This is a genomic window from Specibacter sp. RAF43 (genome assembly GCF_052114065.1).
GTDB lineage: Bacteria > Actinomycetota > Actinomycetes > Actinomycetales > Micrococcaceae > Specibacter.
The window spans coordinates 15,529-33,348 of record NZ_JBFREA010000003.1; the positions used below are offsets into that span (position 1 = coordinate 15,529).

Consider the following 17,820-nt stretch of genomic DNA (forward strand, 5'->3'; position numbering starts at 1 on the left):
GCAGAAAGTTATCCACAGGCACCCGCAGGTGCTGTCAGCTCGACGGGTGGGCACCCGCAGGTGCTGTCAGTTGGACGGGTGGGCACTCGCAGGTGCTGTCAGTTGGACGGGCGGGCACCCGCAGGTGCTGTCAGTTCAACGGGGGGCAAGCGGCCCGGTCACCACAGGGTGACCGGGCCGGTGCGGATCAGCGGGAGCGCTGGCGCAGGCGGTTGACGTCCAGGATGACCACGGCCCGGGCCTCCAGGCGCAGCCAGCCGCGCTGGACAAACTCGGCCAGGGCCTTGTTGACCGTCTCCCGGGAGGCGCCGACCAGCTGGGCGAGTTCCTCCTGGGTGAGCTCGTGCGCCACCAGGATGCCGTCGGTGGCCGGGCGGCCGAAGCGATCCGCCAGGTCGAGGATGGCCTTGGCCACGCGGCCGGGCACGTCGGAGAAGACCAGGTCCGAGAGGTTGTCGTTGGTGCGGCGCAGCCGGCGGGCCAGGGCCTGCAGCAGCTGCATGGAGACCTCGGGGCGGTTGCGCAACAGGGCGTTCAGGGATTCGTTCTTCAGCCCGGCCAAGCGCGTCTCCGAGACGGCCGTGGCCGTGGTGCTGCGCGGGGCCGGATCAAAGAGGGCCATCTCGCCGAAGAGCTCGCCCGGGCCCAGGATGGCGACGAGGGACTCACGGCCGTCGGGAGAGGTGCGCCCGAGCTTGACCTTGCCGGAAACGATGAAATACAGCTGGTCGCCCTGGTCGCCCTCACGGAAAACGGATGCGCCACGGGAAAGGTCCACCTCGGCCAGTTCGTCCGTCAACAGGCGGAAGGCCTCGTCGTCGAGCGTCGTGAAAAGTGGTGCGCGGCGCAGTACCTCGATGTCCATGAAATCTCCTTCAGTATCTAACTAAACAGCTGTGACCTAATACTGATTCTTTCAGAAGTTTGCCCGTTTTGTGACCAATCTGGCATCTGCGGTGTTCCCCCGCCGCGTTTTGACCGGTTCGGACTCAGCGAATGCACCGGTGTGCCCGGTAATATGTGCACGGCGGGCGCCGGTGCGGTGCCGCCGGAGAAAGTAGAGGGGTACATGTTCGGTTTCTCCTGGTTGGACGCCGTTTTGATCCTGTGGCTGCTGTGGCAGTTGATCCACGGGCTCAACGCCGGGCTGCTGGTGAGCCTCGGCGGGATCGCCGGTTTCATCGCCGGCGCCGTGGCCGCGTTCTTCGCCGCCCCGATTGCGAACCAATACGCCCCGAGTCCGGGCTGGCGGACGGCGTTCGTGGTGGGTGTGACGGTCATCTTGATTGTGCTCGGTCATGCGGTGGGCATTCGCATTGGCCAGGCGGTCGGGCGGCGCGTGAAGTCCGGGCCCATCCGGTCCGTGAACCGGGTTCTCGGCGGCGCGGTGAACCTGGTGGTTGGCGCCCTGGTCATCTCCATGCTGGCGTTCGGCGTCTCCAACCTGGGCATCCCGACCGTGTCCAAGCAGCTCAGCGACTCCGTGGTGATCGGCAGAATCGACGCCTGGACCCCTGACCCGGTCAAGTCCGCGGCCGCCCAATTGCGCGCCCTGGTGCTGGATGAGGGCATTCCGCAGATCCTCAATCCGGCCGGGCCCAATGCGCAGGTGGCCGCGCCCCACGCCAGCACGGACACCCCGGCCTTCAACCTCGCGGCCCAGTCGGTCCTGAAGATTTCCGGGACCGCGTTTCAATGCGGGCAAAACCAAACCGGCACGGGATTTGTGGTGGCGCCCGGGCGGGTCCTGACCAATGCGCATGTGGTCGCGGGCGTGCAGATGCCGGTGGTCCAGACCCCCGCGCAGGGCTCGCTGCGGGCCCGCGTGGTGTACTTCGACCAGATCCGGGACCTGGCCGTCCTCGCCGTCGACGGCCTCACCGTCCCGCCGCTGCCGACGGCCGCCACCTTGCCGCTCAACTCCCCCGCAGCGTTCGCCGGATACCCGCTGGGTGGGCCGCTACAGGTCCGCCCCGCAACGGTCATGACCTCCGGGCCGCTGTTGATTCCCGACATTACGGGCACGAAGAAGTCCCTGCTGGATGTTTATCAGCTGGCGGGCACCATCCAGTCGGGCAACTCAGGGGGCCCGCTGCTGGACAAGTCCGGGCACGTGGTAGGGGTCATCTTCGCGAAATCAACGACCTCGGAGCCGGTCGGGTTCGCGTTCACCATGGACGAGGTGGGTCCCGTCATCGCGGCCGCGCCCATGCTCAGCAGCTCCGTGGGTTCCGGAATGTGCAGCCTCAAATAAGGCCGGCCGCTCCCGTTGGCGGGCGCTACGCCAGCGTCTTGTCCAGGTAGCTGACGGCCAGCTCATAGCCGTGGATGCCGGCCCCGACGATGACGGCATCGCACACGGGCGACAAGTAGGAGTGGTGGCGGAATTCCTCGCGCCGGTGCACGTTGGAGATGTGCACCTCCACGGCCGGCAGGCCGACGGCGGCCAGCGCGTCCCGGATGGCCACCGAGGTGTGCGTGTAGGCGCCGGCGTTGATGATGATGCCGACGGCCGTGCCGCGCGCCGCGTGGATGGCGTCCACCAGGTCGCCCTCGTGGTTTGACTGGATGCACTCGGCGCTGAATCCGGCCGCGGCGGCGGCGGCCGCGGCGAGGTCCGCGACGTCGTCCAGGGTGGCGCTGCCGTAGATGGCCGGCTCGCGGGTGCCCAGCAGGTTCAGGTTGGGTCCGTTGAGGATGAGCAGGGAGCCCCGGGCGCTGCCGGCAGTCGTGGAGGTCATGGCTTAATAATGCCCCAGGAACTGCCGGCGCCCGCTCATTGCGCCGTAATCTCCAGCAGCAGCGCGTGTTCCGGGTTCAGGATCGGCATCGGCAGCCCCACCTCCGCCAGAAAGCGCCCGGAGGCCACGGCGCCGTCGGCCATCCACGCGGGCGGGGCCGCCTGAAGGTAGGTGTGCCCGCCGGGCCGCGGGTAGACCGCCGCCACCCGATACATGGCGTCCGGGAGCAGCCCCGGGACGGCCAGGCGGCCCGGCCGCTGCGAGTACGACGTCGCCACCGCCGACAGCGCGAACAGCGCCTGCGCGCCGTCCCCGGCCACCACGCCGTGCAGCATCAGGGACGGGTCCGGAACATCGGCGCGGACCGCGCGGCCGGTGTGGAGGAGCCCGCGGTGTTTCTTGTACAGGCCGATCACTTCGCGCAGCTCGTCCCGGGCCGGGCCGGTGACCTCGCGGATGTCCCACTCCATCCCGAAGTGGCCAAACAGCGCCGTGATGGCGCGGAAGGACAGGTCGTGGGTGCGCCCGGTCGTGTGCGCCGTGGGGGGCCCGATGTGCGAGCCCACCAGCTCCGGCGGCACCACCAGCCCAGTCCAGCGCTGGATGGTGAGCCGTTCCAGGGCGTCGTTGCAGTCCGAGGCCCAGATTCTGTCCGTCCGGTCCAGGATGCCCAGGTCCACGCGGGCCCCGCCGGAGGAGCAGCTCTCAATTTCCAGGCCCGGGTGGGCGGCCTTCAACGCCTCAAGGAGCCGGTACGCGGCGAGGGTTTGCCGGTGCACGCTGGGGCGGCCGGCGTGGCCCATCTCGGCCAGGTCCCGGTTTTGGTCCCACTTCAGATAGGCGATGGGGTACTCGGTGAGCAAGGCGTCGATGCGCTCAAAGACGTACTGCCACGCCTCCGGGTGCACCAGGTCCAGCACCTGCTGGTGCCGCCACTCCAGCGGCACACGGCCGGGGCCGTGACCCGGGCCGGAAATCCACTCCGGATGTGCCCGCACCACATCGGAATCGACGTTGACCATCTCCGGCTCCACCCACAAGCCAAACTGCATGCCGCGGGAGGTGACGGCCTCCGTCAGCGGGTGCAGCCCGTCCGGCCACACGTCGGCGTCCACGTACCAGTCGCCCAGGCCCGCGTGATCGTCGCGGCGGTGCCGGAACCAGCCGTCGTCGAGCACAAAACGCTCCACACCCAGGTCCGCGGCTGATTCCGCCAACTCCGTCAGGACGCCCAGGTCATGGTTGAAGTAGACGGCCTCCCACGTATTGAGGACGACCGGGCGCGGCGTGGCGGGGTGGTGGTCCCGGGCGCGGAACCAGCCGTGGAACGCGGCGGTGATCCCGTCCAGGCCATGGTCGGAGTAGGCGGCAAAGTACGACGGCGTCGCGTACGTTTCGCCGGGAGCCAGCACCACCTCGCCGGAGCCCAGGAGTTCCGCGGCACCCATCACGGTCCGCCCATCCGCCGCGGCGTCGACGAACGATTCGTGATCCCCGCTCCAGGCAAAGTGCCCGGCCCAAACCTTCCCGTGCCGGTTTCCAAACCCGGCCGTGCCGACCGCCACCAATAGGGAGGAATCATGCCCGGTGCGGCCGTGCCGGGCGCTGCGCACCCAGGTGCCCTGCTGGACGGACCGCCGCTGCGGGTGGCGTTCGCGGCACCAGCGCCCGGTCAGGTCCAGGATTTCGGTGCCGGCCGGGCCCACGGGCACGGCGATGCCGAGTTCGTCCAGGGCAAAGGCGGAGTCGGAATCGTTGGCCACCGTATGGCGCACCTCCAGCAGCCCGCCGTCGTGCAGCCGCAGCGCACTGGCCACCGTCACGCCCAGCTCGGGATCGGACGCGGTGATGTGCGCGAATTGCGGACCCGAGGCAACGTCGACCAGTCGCAGCCTGGGCGAAAACCCGCCCGGGCCCCCCCGGTGCCCGCGCAGGCCCGGCCGGCCCAGCCAGCCGGAGGAAGCCTGCGGAACCAGCTCCAGCGCCACGGGGGAGTCGATCGCCGAATGGGGCACGGCGTCGGACAGGACGGCCAGGTCCGGCAGTTCCGGGCCAAGATCGGCACCCCAGTGCAGGATCTGCGGCGACCCGCCATTGAGGTCGATGACAAGGCCAACCGCGGCGGACCGAAGGTACAGGGGCTGCATGTGTTGCTCCATTGGGAAGACGCCTCCAAGACAATCATTGCTCCACCATGAACGAACCGGGCCGGCGCCTAAGGGAAGGCGGCCCCGACCTGCGCGGCCCCGGCCCGCGCGGCCTGCTGGGTCTGCGGCGCACCCGCCCCGGCCACGCCGGCGAGCCGGAGCCGTGCCATGCGGTCGCGCAACTGCCGCTGCGCGTCCGCGCCGAGGCCGTCGTCGCAGATGAACTCGTCGACGTCCTCAAATTCGGCGATGGTGCTGATCCCCACCGTGCCCCACTTGCTGTGGTCCGCCACCACCACCACCTTTCGGGCCGCGGCAATCAGGGCCCGGTCCATCTCCGCCTCCAGCAGATTGGGCGTGGTGAAGCCCGCCTCCACGTCCACGCCGTGGACCCCCATGAACAGCAGGTCCAGGTGCAGGGAGCGGACGGACTGGACGGCGATGGGCCCCACCAAGGCGTCCGACGGCGTGCGCTCGCCGCCGGTGAGGATGACGGGCAGGGTCGACCCGGAGGTGTGGAAGACATCCGCCACGCGCACCGAGTTGGTCACGATGGTCAGCTTCTTGCGCTGGGCCAGGATGCTGGCCAGCGCCCACGTGGTGGTGCCCGCGCTGAGCCCGATCGCCATGCCGTCCCGGACCAGCGTCGCGGCCTCGTGGGCGATGGCCCGCTTCTCCGCCGTGTATTGCGTGGATTTCAGCTCGAAGCCGGGCTCGTGCGTGCTGGCCCCGCTGGGCAGTTTCGCGCCGCCGTGGATTTTTTGCACCAGACCGGCCTCGTCCAGGAGCTCGATGTCCCGTCGCACCGTCATGAGCGAGACCCCGAACATCTCGGCCATGGCCGCGACGCGCACCACGCGCTCCCGGCTCACGGCGGCCAGAATTTCATTGCGTCGGACATCTGCGAGCATGGTGTTCCTTTCGGTAGGGGCGGCTCGTCGGCCAGCGGTGGGCCGGGAAGGGGGATCAGCCCTTGCTGGAACCCAGCGTCAGGCCGGCGACAAACTGGCGCTGCAGCAGCAGGTAGACCACCAGGGTGGGGATGACGGTGATGGTGGCGCCGGCCGCCAGCAGGTTGTAGTTGGACAAAAACACCCCTTGGAGGTTGTTGATGGCCGTCGTCACCGGGAGGCGGTCGCCGCTTTGAATGAACAATAGCGGCCAAAAGTAGTCGTTGTAGATGAAGATCAGTTCCAGCGTGGCGAGGGCGGCGATGGCGGGCTTGCACAGCGGCATGATGATCGAGCGGTATTGGCGCCAGATTCCGGCCCCATCCACCAGTGCCGCCTCGGTGAGGTCCATGGACAGGGCCTTCATGTAGTTGGAAAGCACAAACGTGCAGAAACCGGTTTGGAACGCCGTGTTGGCGATGATCACCGAGATGTACGTGTTGAGCAGGCTGCCCGAATCGCTGAACCAATACGGCAGCGAGATCAACTTGAACATTTCAAACAGCGGCGTGGCCAGTACCTGCGGCGGCAGCAGGTTTCCGGCGGTGAACATGATCAGCAGCGTGATGTTGAACTTCCAGCTCACCCGGCTGACGGCGAACGCCATCATCGAACTGAACAGCAGCACCAGGATGATGGTGGGGACGGTGATGATCAGCGAGTTCAGGAAGTAGCGCGGGAAGCCGCCCTGGTTCCAGGCCTGGACAAAGTTGCCGAAGTTGAAGGCCCCGCCCAGGCTGAAGTAGCCGTATTTGTCGGTGTCCGCCTTGGGTCGCAGCGCCGTGAACAACGCCCAGCCGAGGGGGATCAGCCACATGACCGCCATGACGGCCAGGAAAAGGTGGGTGCCGTAGTGCGGCCGGGCAAGGCTGCCGCTGTGCCGGGTGGCAGCGTCGTGCTTCGGACGCGGCGGGCGGACGGTGGTGGACATCAGAACGTCTCCTTCCGGAAGGTGCGCGCGAGGTAGATGGTGATGGGGACCAGGGAGATGACCAGCAAGATGACGGCGAATGCGGAGCCGATCCCGATCGACTGGCCCTCGCCGATCAGATAGGTGATGACCAGGGCGCTGATCAGTTCCAGCCCATTGGTGCCCTTGTTGATCACCCAGACGACGTCGAACGCGCGCAGCGACTCAATGATGGTGATGACCACGATGACAATATTGATCGGCGCCATGGCCGGGAAGACGATGCGGAAAAACGTTTGGCCGGCATTGGCGCCGTCGAGGGAGGCCGCCTCCTTCAGCGACGGGTCCACGCCCTTGAGCCCGGCGAGGTAGAGGATCATGACATAGCCGGCGTGGCGCCAGGTGGCCGCGATGAGGGCCGCCCAAATGTTTATCGACGAGTTGCCGAACCAGTCGACGGCATCGGGGGTCCCGGCGGTGCCGAGCAGGAAGTTCAGCAGGCCGTTGTCCTTTTGGTAAAACAGCTGCCAAATGATGCCGATCAATGCCAGCGACAGCATGACCGGGATGAAGAAGATGCTTTGGTAGATCTTGCTGCCGCGGATTTGCTGGTCGAGCAGGACGGCCAGGAGCAGGCCCAGCGGGGTGGCGATGACGGCCAGGAACAGCAGCCACAAGACGTTGTGCTGGACGGCCGGCCAAAAGGCGGGGCTGTCCTTGAACACGTAGCTGTAGTTCGCCAGCCCGGCGGCCCGGATGTCTGAGAGGGCCAGGCCGTTCCAGCGGGTGAAGGAGAGGATCACGGACAGCACGGTGGGGATCCACACGAAGGCCAGCTGGACCAGCGTGGGGATGCCGACCATGAAGCCCAGGACAATCTTGTCCCGGGTGGACAGCCGCCGGACCTTGCGCGCGACGGCGGAGCCCCCACGCCGGCTGCCGGCGGCCCGGGTCGGCGCGGATGAGGTGTCGGAAATCGGGATTGGCGTGCTCATGACTGGCTTCCTCAATGGAACGGTGGGGGCAGGGGGCGGCGGCGGGCTGGATCCCGCCGCCGCGGTGGCTGCCTGGCGGGCTGCCTATTGGGCCGCGTAGAGTGCCTTGGCCTGGGCTTCGAGGTTCTTGACGTTGATGGATCCGTCCTTGATGAAGCCCTGCAGGGCCGGAATCATCACATTGGTGGCCATGGCCGGCAGCGCGTCGCGGTCAAAGAACTGGCTGATGCTCTTGGCGTTGGCGATGGTCTCCGCGCACTTCTTGCTCAGCGCACTGAAGGAGGAGGTGTCCGCGCCCTTGGCGGTGGCGATGTTGGACGGGTCCACCTTGGCGTAGGCGTCCTGGCCCTCCGCGGTGCCCATGAACGCCAGGAAGTCCCGGGCGCCCTGGTTGCCGCCGCCCTTCTTGGAGAGCAGCAGCCCGTCAATGGGTGCCTCGACGGCGTCCTGGCCCTCCATGGCGATCTCCGGGAAGGCGAAGAAGTCGATGTCGTCCAGGATGGCCTTGTCCGTGAATTGCTGGGTGACGAAGGAGCCCAACAGGTACATGCCGGACTTCTTCTGGCCCAGGGAGATGGCCGCATCCTGCCAGGTCATGCCCAGTGCGGCCGAATTTTGGTAGGGCAGCAGCGCCTTCCACGTGTCAAAGACGTCGCTGACCTTCTTCTGGTCCCAGGATTCCTTGTGGGCGGTCAGGTCCATGTGGAACTGATAGCCGTTCAGGCGCATGTTGATGTAGTCGAAGGTGCCCATGGCGGGCCAGCCGTCCTTGTCGGCGAATTCGATCGGGACCAGCCCGTCACCCTTCATCTTCACGCACAGGGCCTTGAGCGCATCGAAGGTGGTGGGGACTTCGTAGCCCTTGGCCGCCCAGAAGCTCTTGCGGTAGAAGAAGCCCCAGGGGTAGTTGTAGTTGGGCACAAAGTACATCTTGCCGTCGGGGCCGGTGGAGGCCTTCTTCATGGCGTCGGAGTAGTTGGCGCCGATCTTTGCCCAGACGTCGTCGATGGGTGCGAGCAGTCCCTGCTTGGCGTAGTACTGCATGCGGTAGCCGGCAAACCAGGTGAAGGCGTCATCCGGGCTGCCCTGCAGGTAGGTGGCGATCTTGTTCTGGAAGTCGTTGTGCGGGACCACATTGGTGGTGACCTTGATCTGGGTCTTCGCGGTGAAGGCATCGGTGACGGCCTTGTAGGCGGCCTTGGGGACATCGTCAGAGGAGCCGGAGCCGAACGTCAGGGACGAGGACGTTGTGGCGGCGCCGCCGGGGCCGGCCCCGCCGGTGCAGGCGGCCAGCAGGGGAAGGCCGGCCGCGCTGACCGCGCCGATGCCCAACGTTTTCAGTAGCGTGCGCCGGTCCATGCCGGTTCGGTTGGGGCCGAACGGGGACCGGTCTTGATTTGGTGCCATGATCTCTCCCTTGAAACGCAAAAGTGTGAAGTGGTTCACATACAGCAATCATGAAACTCCCAAAAAAGAACGTCAAGACCCAAAAGAGAAAGTTTTCGATCACAATTTCGTGACATTGGCGGGCGTCCGCCCGCCGGGGACCGTCCGCGCGGGAAACTCCCAGCCGGGCACCATGGAACGGCCACTATTCTTGGCAGGTGCACACCCTTGCCCAGCTGTCCCTTGTCACCGGAGCGATTCCGGGCACCCTCACCACCGTCGGCCTGCTCGCTCTGCTGTGGCTGGCGGTGGGGAACCGCCGCCATCTCACGCGGCGGGTGCCCGCCGCCCTCGCCGTGGCCATCGCGGCTACGGGCACGTATTGGTTCTTGGCGGAGCGGGTGTGGAACCTATGGGGCGAACCGCTGCCGGGCCGCGACTACGTCTTCGCCGGGCTGGGACTGTTCGCCGTCCTGCTGGTGGTTCCCAAGGTCCTGTCCCTGCGCCGCACCTGGGCACGCCTGCTGGTGGTGCCGGCCGCCGTCGTCGTCCTGCTTTCCGGGGCGGGACTGGTGAACCAGGGCTTTGAGTACTACCCCACCGTGGGATCGCTATTTGGCGACACCGGGGCGTCCATCAAGAGCCTGAGCCAGTTCCAGGCCGAAACCGGGCGCTTGGCGGCCCGGCCGGCTACCGCGCGGGCGACCACGGCGGCCACCTGGGTGCCGCCGGCCAACATGCCCGCGCACGGGGAGGTGCTGGCCGTCCACATTCCGGGAACCATTTCCCATGCGGTTTCCTCGGACGCCTACGTGTACCTGCCGCCGGCCTACCTGGGCAGTCCGCGCGCCAACCTGCCCGTGCTGGTCCTGATCCACGGCGTGCCCGGGGGCTCGATCGACTGGCTGCGCGGCGGGCAGATCTACCAGTTCATGGACCGGTACGCCGCCGCCCACCGGGGGCTCGCGCCGGTGGTGGTGATGCCCGACGCCGGCGCCCGGCGGGCGCAGTACCCGCCACTGTGCCTGGACAGCCGGCAGGGGCAGGGTGCCACGTACCTCACCCGGGACGTGCCGAACTGGGTCAAGGCGACGTTTGGGGCGGGGACGGCATCGCCGCGGCAGTGGGCCGTGGGCGGCTTTTCCTACGGCGGCACCTGCGCCATGTCACTGGCCGTCAACCACCCCGAGGCGTACCCGACCTTCATCGACAGTTCCGGGGAGTCCCGGCCCACCATCGGCCAGGGTCACGCGGTCCTGCTGAGCAAGTACTTCGGCAACAGCGCCGCGGACTTTGCCGGCCAAAACGCGCTGGATGTGTTGGCGCGGCGCAGCTACCACGGCGTCGAGGGGATCGTGACCGTGGGCGCCACCGACGCGCACTACCGGCCCCAGGGCCTGGACGTGTACCGGGCCATGCTCCAAGCCGGCATTGGGGTCCGGCTGCAGGAGGCCCCCGGCGGGCACGCCTGGCCGGCGTGGCGCTACGGGGTGTACCAAAACATGGACTGGCTGATGGGCCGGCTCGGCGTGGCGGCATAAGCCCGCGTGCCTCCCCACCAAATTCCCCTCCCCACGCAGAACTGACCCGCAATACATGTCGAAAAATGACGGAAAATCGCTCGTTTTCGACATCTATTGCGGGTCAGCTGCCGTGCGGGTCAGGCCTTGAGTGACTCCGAGATCTGGTTCATGACCGTGTTGTCCGCCAGCGTCGAGGAGTCCCCGGCCTCGCGGCCCTCGGCGATGTCCTTGAGCAGGCGGCGCATGATCTTCCCGGAGCGGGTCTTGGGCAGCTCCGGCACCACCAGGATGGTCTTGGGCTTGGCGATCGGCCCGATTTCCTTGGCCACGTGGTTGCGCAGCGTGGTGACGATGTCGTCATCATCCACGGCCGAGCCGCGCAGGATCACGAACGCCACGACCGCCTGGCCGGTGGTCTCGTCGGCGGCGCCCACCACGGCGGCCTCGGCCACCGAGGGGTGGCTGACCAGGGCCGACTCAATCTCGGTGGTGGAGAGGCGGTGCCCGGAGACGTTCATGACGTCGTCGACGCGACCGAGCAGCCAGACGTCGCCGTCCTCGTCCTTCTTGGCGCCGTCGCCGGCAAAGTACATGTCGTCAAAGCGGGACCAGTACGTGTCCTTGTAGCGGTCGTTGTCGCCCCAGATGCCGCGCAGCATGGCCGGCCAGGGCTCGCGGATCACCAGGTAGCCGCCGTGGCCGTCCGGCACGGAGGCGCCGAGCTCGTCCACCACGTCCACGGCAATGCCGGGCAGCGGGGTCTGGGCGGAACCGGGCTTGGTGGCCGTGACCCCGGGCAGCGGGGCGATCATGATGGCGCCGGTCTCGGTCTGCCACCAGGTGTCCACGATCGGGGCCAGGTTGGCGCCGATGACGCGGCGGTACCACATCCACGCCTCCGGGTTGATCGGCTCGCCCACGGAGCCGAGCACGCGGATCGAGCTGAGGTCGTACTTGGCGGGGATGTCCTCGCCCCACTTCATGAACGTGCGGATCGCCGTCGGGGCCGTGTACAGGATGGAGACCTTGTATTTCTCCACGATTTCCCAGAAGCGGCCCTGGTGCGGGGAGTCCGGGGTGCCCTCGTACATGACCTGGGTGGCGCCGTTGATGAGCGGGGCATAGGTGACGTAGGAGTGACCGGTGACCCAGCCGACGTCGGCCGTGCACCAGAACACGTCCGTCTCCGGGTGCAGGTCGAAGACGACCTTGTGCGTGTAGGCGGTCTGCGTCAGGTAGCCGCCGGTGGTGTGCAGGATGCCCTTGGGCTTGCCGGTGGTGCCGGAGGTGTAGAGGATGAACAGCGGGTGCTCGGCCGGGTGCCCGACGGCGGTGTGCTCGGTCGAGGCCGCCCCCACGGTGTCGTCCCACCAGCGGTCGCGCCCCTCGACCCAGTGGACGTCCTCGCCGTTGCGCTTGACCACGATGACGTTCTCCACCGAGTGCCCGGAAGCCGTAAGCGCCTCATCCACGGCGGGCTTGAGCGGGCTTGGCTTGCCGCGGCGGAACGTGCCGTCGGCGGTGACGACCAACTTGGCCTCGGCGTCGTCAATGCGGCTGCGCAGGGCCTCGGCGGAGAAGCCGCCGAACACCACCGAGTGGATGGCGCCGATCCGGGCGCAGGCCAGCAGGGTGATGACCGCCTCGGGGATCATGGGCAGGTACACGGCGACGCGATCGCCGCGGGCCACGCCGAGGGACTCAAAGGCGTTGGCGGCCTTCTTGACCTCCTCGGTGAGCTGTGCGTATGTGTACGTGCGGGTGTCGCCGGGTTCGCCCTCGAAGTAGATGGCGACGCGGTCGCCGTTGCCCGCCTCCACGTGGCGGTCCAGCGCGTTGTAGGCGGCGTTGAGTTCGCCGTCCTCAAACCAGGTGGCGAACGGCCGCTTGGTCCAGTCAAGGGTCTTGGTGAAGTCCTTGCTCCAGGTCAGCAGCTCGCGTGCCTGGCGGCCCCAGAACGCGGGACGGTCGGCGTTGGCGGCCTCGTATTCGTCGCCGTTGACGATCGCATTGGCGGCAAATTCGGCACTTGGCGGGAACTGGCGGTTCTCCTGGAGGAGATTTTCGAGAGCGTCGCCGGTCCTCTGATCCGCGGTGGTGGTGTCCTTGGACATCTTCTAACCCCTTATTTCCTTCTCTGCGGGCGCCGGCGCACATGGATTCCTGCACTGGTTTCCTGCACGGGAAAAGTCGTGGCGGCGCATCGTTGTATTTCCTGTTTTCACTCTAACGCTTCGGCGGTCAAAACGTGTTTGCCGTCACAGCCCCATGGGGTCAACGGGGTCATATCTGCGCTCAATTGCACGTTTCGGCGGTTCTGCGACTATTGGGCCCCCGCCGCGCCGAGGGGTGCCTTTCGGACAAACGGCCGTGGTTGGCTAGTGTTGCTTCCCCACGTTCATTAGGCTGTAAACGAACCGTGACTTTGAGGAGTGACCAAATGACTGAGCAAAATCCGTCAACGACCGCGGTGGTGTCCGGAGGCAAGGGCGCGCGCGGGAGCGTCGCCGTTGCTGGCCCCCTGACTGCGCGAGACGTGGCCGTCCTTGGCGCCGTCGTGGCAATCCTGGTGGCCTCGCTCCTGCCGATCGTGTTCAGGTTCGCGGTGACGGGCAATATGTGGAATTACCTGCCGCTCTATTTTCTGGGCATTGGGGTGCTCCTGCCCCTCGTGGTGGGCGCACTGTTTGTGCTGCGCCGCGTGATTCCCGGCGCCAAACCGCGCATCGGTTCGCTGTCCGTGGACCAGTTCGGTTCCGTGGTGGCCTGCTTTGCCACGGGTTTCTTCTTCCTGGCCACGGTCACCAGCTTCCACGCCTCCTACCTGGTGGGGCTGGCCGGGTCACTGCTCCTGTTGTCCGGGACCGTGCTGGCCCCGTGGATTCCATTCTTTGCCGCCGACTTCACCGACCGCACCGAGTTCCCGGCCCACCCGGTCGCCCGTGACGCCTTCCCCGCCGCGCGAAAGCCGGCTGCGCCCCGGCCGGTGCTGTCCCTGCCGGCCGCCGGCGGCCGCCCCGGGCCCGGGCGGCCGGGCTATGTCCAGGCCGACGCCGGCCAGCCCGACGCCGCCCAGCCCGGCTATGCCCAGCCCGGAACGGGCCATGCGGCCGGCGCGCCCGCGGCCGGCCCGGTGCAGTCCGGCTGGAATGCCGGCCAGCCGGCCGGAGCCGGCCTCCATGTCCCGGCCGGACAGATCTTCACGCCCGCCCCCGACAACCCGACACCGGACGGGGGCGCCGGGCCCGCCCCCACCACCCACGACTCCGCCGTCCCCGAGACCGCCATGCACCAAGCCGCGGTCCCGGGCGGGCAGTCCGCCGCCCCCCTGGCCGGGGCGAACCCCGCGGCCGACCCGGCACGGGTTCCTCCGGCCGAGACCACGCCCGGGCCAGCCGAACCGGGCACCGGCGTAAGTGACGGCGTCGCCCCTGCCACCGGGGCGTCCCACACGCCCGCCGGCCCGGAGCCGACGCCGGCCCAATCGGCCCCGGCCACGATGATCAACCCGCAAATCGCCGAACCGCGCGAAAGCATCGGCGCCACCGTGGACCCCGCCGCCCGTACCGCGGCCCCGGTGGCATACGATCCGTTCTGGTTTGCCGTGGACCGCCCGCAAAACGTGTTGGATGAGCACACCCTCCAGTTCGCGTTCAAGCTGACGCCGGGATCCTGGATTTTGGCCCTGGAGGACCGGGGCAGCAGCTTCCTGGTCCAGGACAGCCATGGAAAGACGGGTGTGCTGCTGGATCTGGTCGGAATCGAGCGTGCCCCCGAGGGCCAGTAGACCTTGACACCTGTGGGAACCGGGGAGTCGGCGCTGGCGCGCAAGAGGCGGGCCCGGAAAATCAACCGCGAGCTGGCACTGCTGTACCCCTATGCGCACGCGGAGCTGGACTTTCGGAACCCGTTTGAGCTATTGGTGGCCACGGTGCTCTCGGCGCAAACCACGGACGTGCGCGTCAACGCCACCACCCCGGCGCTGTATGCCCGCTACCCGGATGCCCGGGCCCTCTCCGAGGCCGCCCCGGTGGAACTGGAAACCCTCATCAAGGCCACCGGCTTCTTCCGGGCCAAATCGCGGAACCTGCTGGCCCTGGCCACGCGGATTGTCGACGACTACGACGGCGAGGTGCCGGGCACGCTCGAGGCTCTCATCACCCTGCCGGGCGTCGGGCGAAAGACCGCCAATGTGGTGCTCGGCAATGCGTTTGGCGTCCCAGGGATAACCGTGGACACGCACTTCATCCGCCTGGCCCGGCGCTTCGGCTGGACGGAATCCGCGGATCCGGTGCGCATCGAGGCCGACGTGGCCGCCCTCTTTGAACCCCGGGACTGGACCATGGTTTCGCACCGGGTGGTCTTCCACGGCCGGCGGATCTGCCATGCCCGCAAGCCGGCCTGCGGGGCGTGCCCCATCGCGCACCTGTGCCCGGCCTACGGCGACGGCGAGGTCGATCCGGTCAAGGCGGCCAAGCTGCTCAAGTATGAGCTGGCGCCCGGGCAGGAAGAACTGCTGGCCCGCATGCGGGCCGACGTCGGCCGGGCCGCCGAATACCGGCAGGAGTCGCAGCGCGCGGCCCGGCTCGGTGGTGTTGAGGGCCGGCTGAGCGCCGGCCCCGCCGGAGCCGGCACGTGACGGCCTACGCGGACCTGCAGAAGTTGGCCGAGCGGGCCCGATCCGGCGACTTCCGGGTGCCCCGGCCCGCCCTGTGGAACGTGCCCATGGACCGGGCGGCCGCCCGCCCGGCGGCCGTCCTGCTCCTGTTCGGGGCATTGGACACCGTGCCGGCGGCCTCCGGCAAGCCCCTGGTTTCGGCCGATTTGGACCTGCTTTTGGTGGAACGGGCGGCGACACTGTCCGCCCATCCGGGGCAGATCGCCTTTCCCGGCGGCGGAGTGGACCCCGGTGATGCGTCGGTGCTGGCCGCGGCCCTGCGTGAGGCCGAGGAAGAGACCGGGCTGGACCCGTCCGGCGTCGAAATCCTGGGGGTGCTTCCGGACGTCCCGGTCCCGGTCAGCAATTTCATCGTCACCCCGGTGCTGGGCTGGTGGGCGCGCCAGACGCCCGTGGATGTGGTGGACTTCGGGGAATCCGCGCAGGTGTTTCGGGTGCCCGTGCGGGACCTGCTGGACCCGGACAACCGGGTCACGGCCACGCTCACGCGGTCCGGGCGCACCTACCGGGGACCGGCGTTCACGGTCAACGGCGTAGTGGTGTGGGGCTTCACCGCCGGCATCATCACGCACGTCTTTGACGAGCTTGGCTGGTCCGTCCCCTGGAATGAGGGACGGGAAATCCCCGCGCCCATCTAGGCGCCGCTTGCGCCGGGCCTCCGGGCCCGGCCCGCCGGCCCCGGCATCTTACTTGGCGTCGGCGTAGGACTCGACGACCGTGACATTAACCGGAAATTCCAACGGAATGTCGCCGAACAGCAACCGGGTGGCCGCCCGTGAGGATTCGTGGACAATGTCGCTCACGGCGTCCACCAGGGCATCGGGACAGTGGACCATCACCTCGTCGTGCAGGAAGAACACCAATTCGGGGCGGGGCGTGCCGTCGGCGGCGCCGGAATCGGGCACCAGGGCGCGCAAGCGGCGTCGCAGTTCCGCCAACCAGCAGCAGGCCCACTCGGCTGCCGTGCCCTGGACCACAAAGTTGCGGGTAAAGCGGCCGCGCGACCGGGCCGCCGATTCCGCCCTGCGCGGCTCCTCGGCGCTGCTGCTGCGCTGGCCCTCCCGCCACTCCGGTGACACGGGCGGGGTGCTGCGGCCCAGCCGGGTGGAGACGGTGTCGCCGCGTTCCCCGGCCCGCGCGGCGTCCTCCACAAAACCCACGGCCCGAGGATACATGCGAGTCAGCTGTGGCATGAGCCGGCCCGATTCGCCGCTGGTGGAGCCGTAGATGGCACCCAGCAGGGCCACCTTGGCCATGGCCCGCTCGCCGCCGAAGCCCTGCGCGGCGATGCCCGCGTACAGGTCCTTGTCCCGGCCCGCGGCCGCCATGGCCGAATCCTGCGCCAGGGCCGCCAGCACCCGCGGTTCCAATTGGGCGGCGTCCGCCACGATGAATTTGTGCCCCGGCTCGGCACACGCGGCCCCGCGGATTTGCTTGGGGATCTGCAGGGCCCCGCCGCCGCGCGAGGCCCACCGCCCGGAGACCACCCCGCCCACCACATACTCGGAGTGGAACCGGCCGTCGTGCACCCACTGTTCCAGCCAGGCCCATCCGTTGGTGGTGAAGAGCCGGCTGAGTTTTCGGTAGGCCAGCAACGGCTCGATCGCCGGGTGTTTGAATTCCGCCAGTTCCCACGATCGCGTGGACTTTGCCTCAATCCCCGCCCGGTGCAGGGCCCGCATCAAATCCTGGGGGGAGTCGGGGTTCAGGGCGGGCGCGTCCAGGGCGGTCCGCAGCGCGCCGGCGAGCGCGTCCATCTTTGCCGGCCGGCCATGGCCGGCCGGCTCGGGACCGAGCAGATCATTGAGCAACCTCCTGTGCAGGTCTTCGCGCCACGGGATACCTTCATACTGCATCTCCGCGGCGACCAGGGCGCAGGCGGATTCGGCGGCGAGGAGAAGAGTGAGCCTGGCGGGGTGTGTGGAGGACGCAATGGCAGCCATTTGGCTCATGAGTTCGGTCATCGTGGTCGCCTGGTCCCAGCCCGAGCCGGCCGGCGGCCGCTCGAACAGGCTGGCCTGGGCCTGGGCGGCCGGAAGCGGGCCGTCGTCCGCGGGCACGGGTATGGCCCGTTGCCGGTAGCCGCCGGCCGCGGCGGATTCGGCGTTCAGCAGGATGCTCTGGCACAGAGCCAGATCGTGGCAGCGCTCCACGCGCACGTTGGCGGCCAGCAGCCCCGGGTACCAGTGGGGGGCCCTGTCCCACACCCAGCGCGGGCGGTGGCGCTCTTCCAGGACCCGGACGACGTCGGCCAGCCCGTTAAGTGCCACGGTTTTTGCCGGTGCCGCGGGGCTGCCGTCCGGGGCGAGCAGCTGAACGGACACGGCGGAACCGTCGGGGGCGTGGGCCAACAGCGCGTACATTCCTCTATTCTCCCCTGCCCCGGGCCGAATCGAATCTTTGAACGATTGAATTGGCAGGATTTGCCTGCCGATCGAATAGTGGCGGGCGCGGGCTCCTCCACAGCCACAGGATCCCCCGGTGCCGTTC

The 17,820-nt window shown here is 68.2% G+C and carries 14 protein-coding genes; 5 read left to right on the top strand and 9 right to left on the bottom strand.

From position 1 onward, the window contains the following. Positions 1-187 precede the first annotated feature (187 nt). A complete protein-coding gene (locus tag AB4Y80_RS02440; protein ID WP_062007784.1) occupies positions 188-865 on the bottom strand; it encodes a Crp/Fnr family transcriptional regulator in 678 nt (225 codons plus the stop codon). A gap of 204 nt (positions 866-1,069) precedes the next feature. Between AB4Y80_RS02440 and AB4Y80_RS02445 the strand changes: the two genes are divergently transcribed. Continuing rightward, positions 1,070-2,254, top strand: coding sequence for a MarP family serine protease (locus tag AB4Y80_RS02445; RefSeq protein WP_442211721.1), 1,185 nt, complete (start codon positions 1,070-1,072; stop codon positions 2,252-2,254). A 25-nt stretch (positions 2,255-2,279) separates the two neighbouring features. On the opposite strand, the gene aroQ is transcribed toward AB4Y80_RS02445, so the two are convergent. From aroQ to AB4Y80_RS02475, 6 genes are all read right to left on the bottom strand, one after another. Then, entirely contained in the window at positions 2,280-2,741 is a 462-nt protein-coding gene (gene aroQ, locus AB4Y80_RS02450; protein ID WP_442211722.1) for a type II 3-dehydroquinate dehydratase, read from the bottom strand. 35 nt (positions 2,742-2,776) lie between these two features. Continuing rightward, positions 2,777-4,888 carry an alpha-galactosidase gene (locus tag AB4Y80_RS02455; RefSeq protein WP_442211723.1) on the bottom strand — a complete coding sequence of 704 codons (2,112 nt, stop codon included), beginning with the start codon at positions 4,886-4,888 and terminating at the stop codon, positions 2,777-2,779. Positions 4,889-4,956: 68 nt separating this feature from the next. Further along, entirely contained in the window at positions 4,957-5,799 is an 843-nt protein-coding gene (locus tag AB4Y80_RS02460) for a DeoR/GlpR family DNA-binding transcription regulator (RefSeq protein WP_442211724.1), read from the bottom strand. A 55-nt stretch (positions 5,800-5,854) separates the two neighbouring features. Continuing rightward, the gene (locus tag AB4Y80_RS02465) at positions 5,855-6,769 is read right to left on the bottom strand and encodes a carbohydrate ABC transporter permease (protein ID WP_442211725.1); all 915 of its coding nucleotides are present in this window, start codon (positions 6,767-6,769) and stop codon (positions 5,855-5,857) included. Next, positions 6,769-7,743, bottom strand: coding sequence for a carbohydrate ABC transporter permease (locus AB4Y80_RS02470; RefSeq protein WP_442211726.1), 975 nt, complete (start codon positions 7,741-7,743; stop codon positions 6,769-6,771). Before AB4Y80_RS02470 ends, AB4Y80_RS02465 begins: the two co-directional genes overlap by 1 nt. An 84-nt stretch (positions 7,744-7,827) precedes the next feature. Next, the gene (locus AB4Y80_RS02475) at positions 7,828-9,150 is read right to left on the bottom strand and encodes an ABC transporter substrate-binding protein (protein ID WP_442211727.1); all 1,323 of its coding nucleotides are present in this window, start codon (positions 9,148-9,150) and stop codon (positions 7,828-7,830) included. 197 nt (positions 9,151-9,347) lie between these two features. Here AB4Y80_RS02475 and AB4Y80_RS02480 point away from each other — a divergent pair, with 197 nt between their 5' ends. Further along, positions 9,348-10,670 carry an alpha/beta hydrolase gene (locus AB4Y80_RS02480; RefSeq protein ID WP_442211728.1) on the top strand — a complete coding sequence of 441 codons (1,323 nt, stop codon included), beginning with the start codon at positions 9,348-9,350 and terminating at the stop codon, positions 10,668-10,670. 119 nt (positions 10,671-10,789) lie between these two features. On the opposite strand, the gene acs is transcribed toward AB4Y80_RS02480, so the two are convergent. After that, on the bottom strand, positions 10,790-12,766 hold the full coding sequence (acs, locus tag AB4Y80_RS02485; protein ID WP_442211729.1) for an acetate--CoA ligase: 1,977 nt from the start codon (positions 12,764-12,766) through the stop codon (positions 10,790-10,792). Positions 12,767-13,092: 326 nt separating this feature from the next. Between acs and AB4Y80_RS02490 the strand changes: the two genes are divergently transcribed. Genes AB4Y80_RS02490 through AB4Y80_RS02500 form a run of 3 tightly spaced genes read left to right on the top strand, consistent with a single transcriptional unit; the run spans position 13,093 to position 15,968 of the window. Next, positions 13,093-14,439 (top strand): hypothetical protein, encoded by a 1,347-nt coding sequence (locus AB4Y80_RS02490; protein WP_442211730.1) that lies wholly within the window; start codon positions 13,093-13,095, stop codon positions 14,437-14,439. A 3-nt stretch (positions 14,440-14,442) separates the two neighbouring features. Continuing rightward, complete coding sequence (gene nth / locus AB4Y80_RS02495) at positions 14,443-15,291, top strand: endonuclease III (protein ID WP_442211731.1); 849 nt, start codon at positions 14,443-14,445, stop codon at positions 15,289-15,291. Beyond that, positions 15,288-15,968, top strand: coding sequence for an NUDIX hydrolase (locus AB4Y80_RS02500; protein ID WP_442211733.1), 681 nt, complete (start codon positions 15,288-15,290; stop codon positions 15,966-15,968). The genes nth and AB4Y80_RS02500 overlap by 4 nt, the downstream gene beginning before the upstream one ends. A gap of 48 nt (positions 15,969-16,016) precedes the next feature. On the opposite strand, the gene AB4Y80_RS02505 is transcribed toward AB4Y80_RS02500, so the two are convergent. Continuing rightward, positions 16,017-17,693 carry a bifunctional 3'-5' exonuclease/DNA polymerase gene (locus tag AB4Y80_RS02505; protein ID WP_442211734.1) on the bottom strand — a complete coding sequence of 559 codons (1,677 nt, stop codon included), beginning with the start codon at positions 17,691-17,693 and terminating at the stop codon, positions 16,017-16,019. Between the last annotated feature and the right edge of the window lie 127 nt (positions 17,694-17,820).

Excerpts from the sequence above, each read along its gene's own strand:
- AB4Y80_RS02440 (WP_062007784.1), bottom strand. The coding sequence starts at position 865 with ATGGACATCGAGGTACTGCGCCGCGCACCACTTTTCACGACGCTCGAC.
- AB4Y80_RS02445 (WP_442211721.1), top strand. The coding sequence starts at position 1,070 with ATGTTCGGTTTCTCCTGGTTGGACGCCGTTTTGATCCTGTGGCTGCTG.
- aroQ (WP_442211722.1), bottom strand. The coding sequence starts at position 2,741 with ATGACCTCCACGACTGCCGGCAGCGCCCGGGGCTCCCTGCTCATCCTC.
- AB4Y80_RS02455 (WP_442211723.1), bottom strand. The coding sequence starts at position 4,888 with ATGCAGCCCCTGTACCTTCGGTCCGCCGCGGTTGGCCTTGTCATCGAC.
- AB4Y80_RS02460 (WP_442211724.1), bottom strand. The coding sequence starts at position 5,799 with ATGCTCGCAGATGTCCGACGCAATGAAATTCTGGCCGCCGTGAGCCGG.
- AB4Y80_RS02465 (WP_442211725.1), bottom strand. The coding sequence starts at position 6,769 with ATGTCCACCACCGTCCGCCCGCCGCGTCCGAAGCACGACGCTGCCACC.
- AB4Y80_RS02470 (WP_442211726.1), bottom strand. The coding sequence starts at position 7,743 with ATGAGCACGCCAATCCCGATTTCCGACACCTCATCCGCGCCGACCCGG.
- AB4Y80_RS02475 (WP_442211727.1), bottom strand. The coding sequence starts at position 9,150 with ATGGCACCAAATCAAGACCGGTCCCCGTTCGGCCCCAACCGAACCGGC.
- acs (WP_442211729.1), bottom strand. The coding sequence starts at position 12,766 with ATGTCCAAGGACACCACCACCGCGGATCAGAGGACCGGCGACGCTCTC.
- AB4Y80_RS02490 (WP_442211730.1), top strand. The coding sequence starts at position 13,093 with ATGACTGAGCAAAATCCGTCAACGACCGCGGTGGTGTCCGGAGGCAAG.
- AB4Y80_RS02505 (WP_442211734.1), bottom strand. The coding sequence starts at position 17,693 with ATGTACGCGCTGTTGGCCCACGCCCCCGACGGTTCCGCCGTGTCCGTT.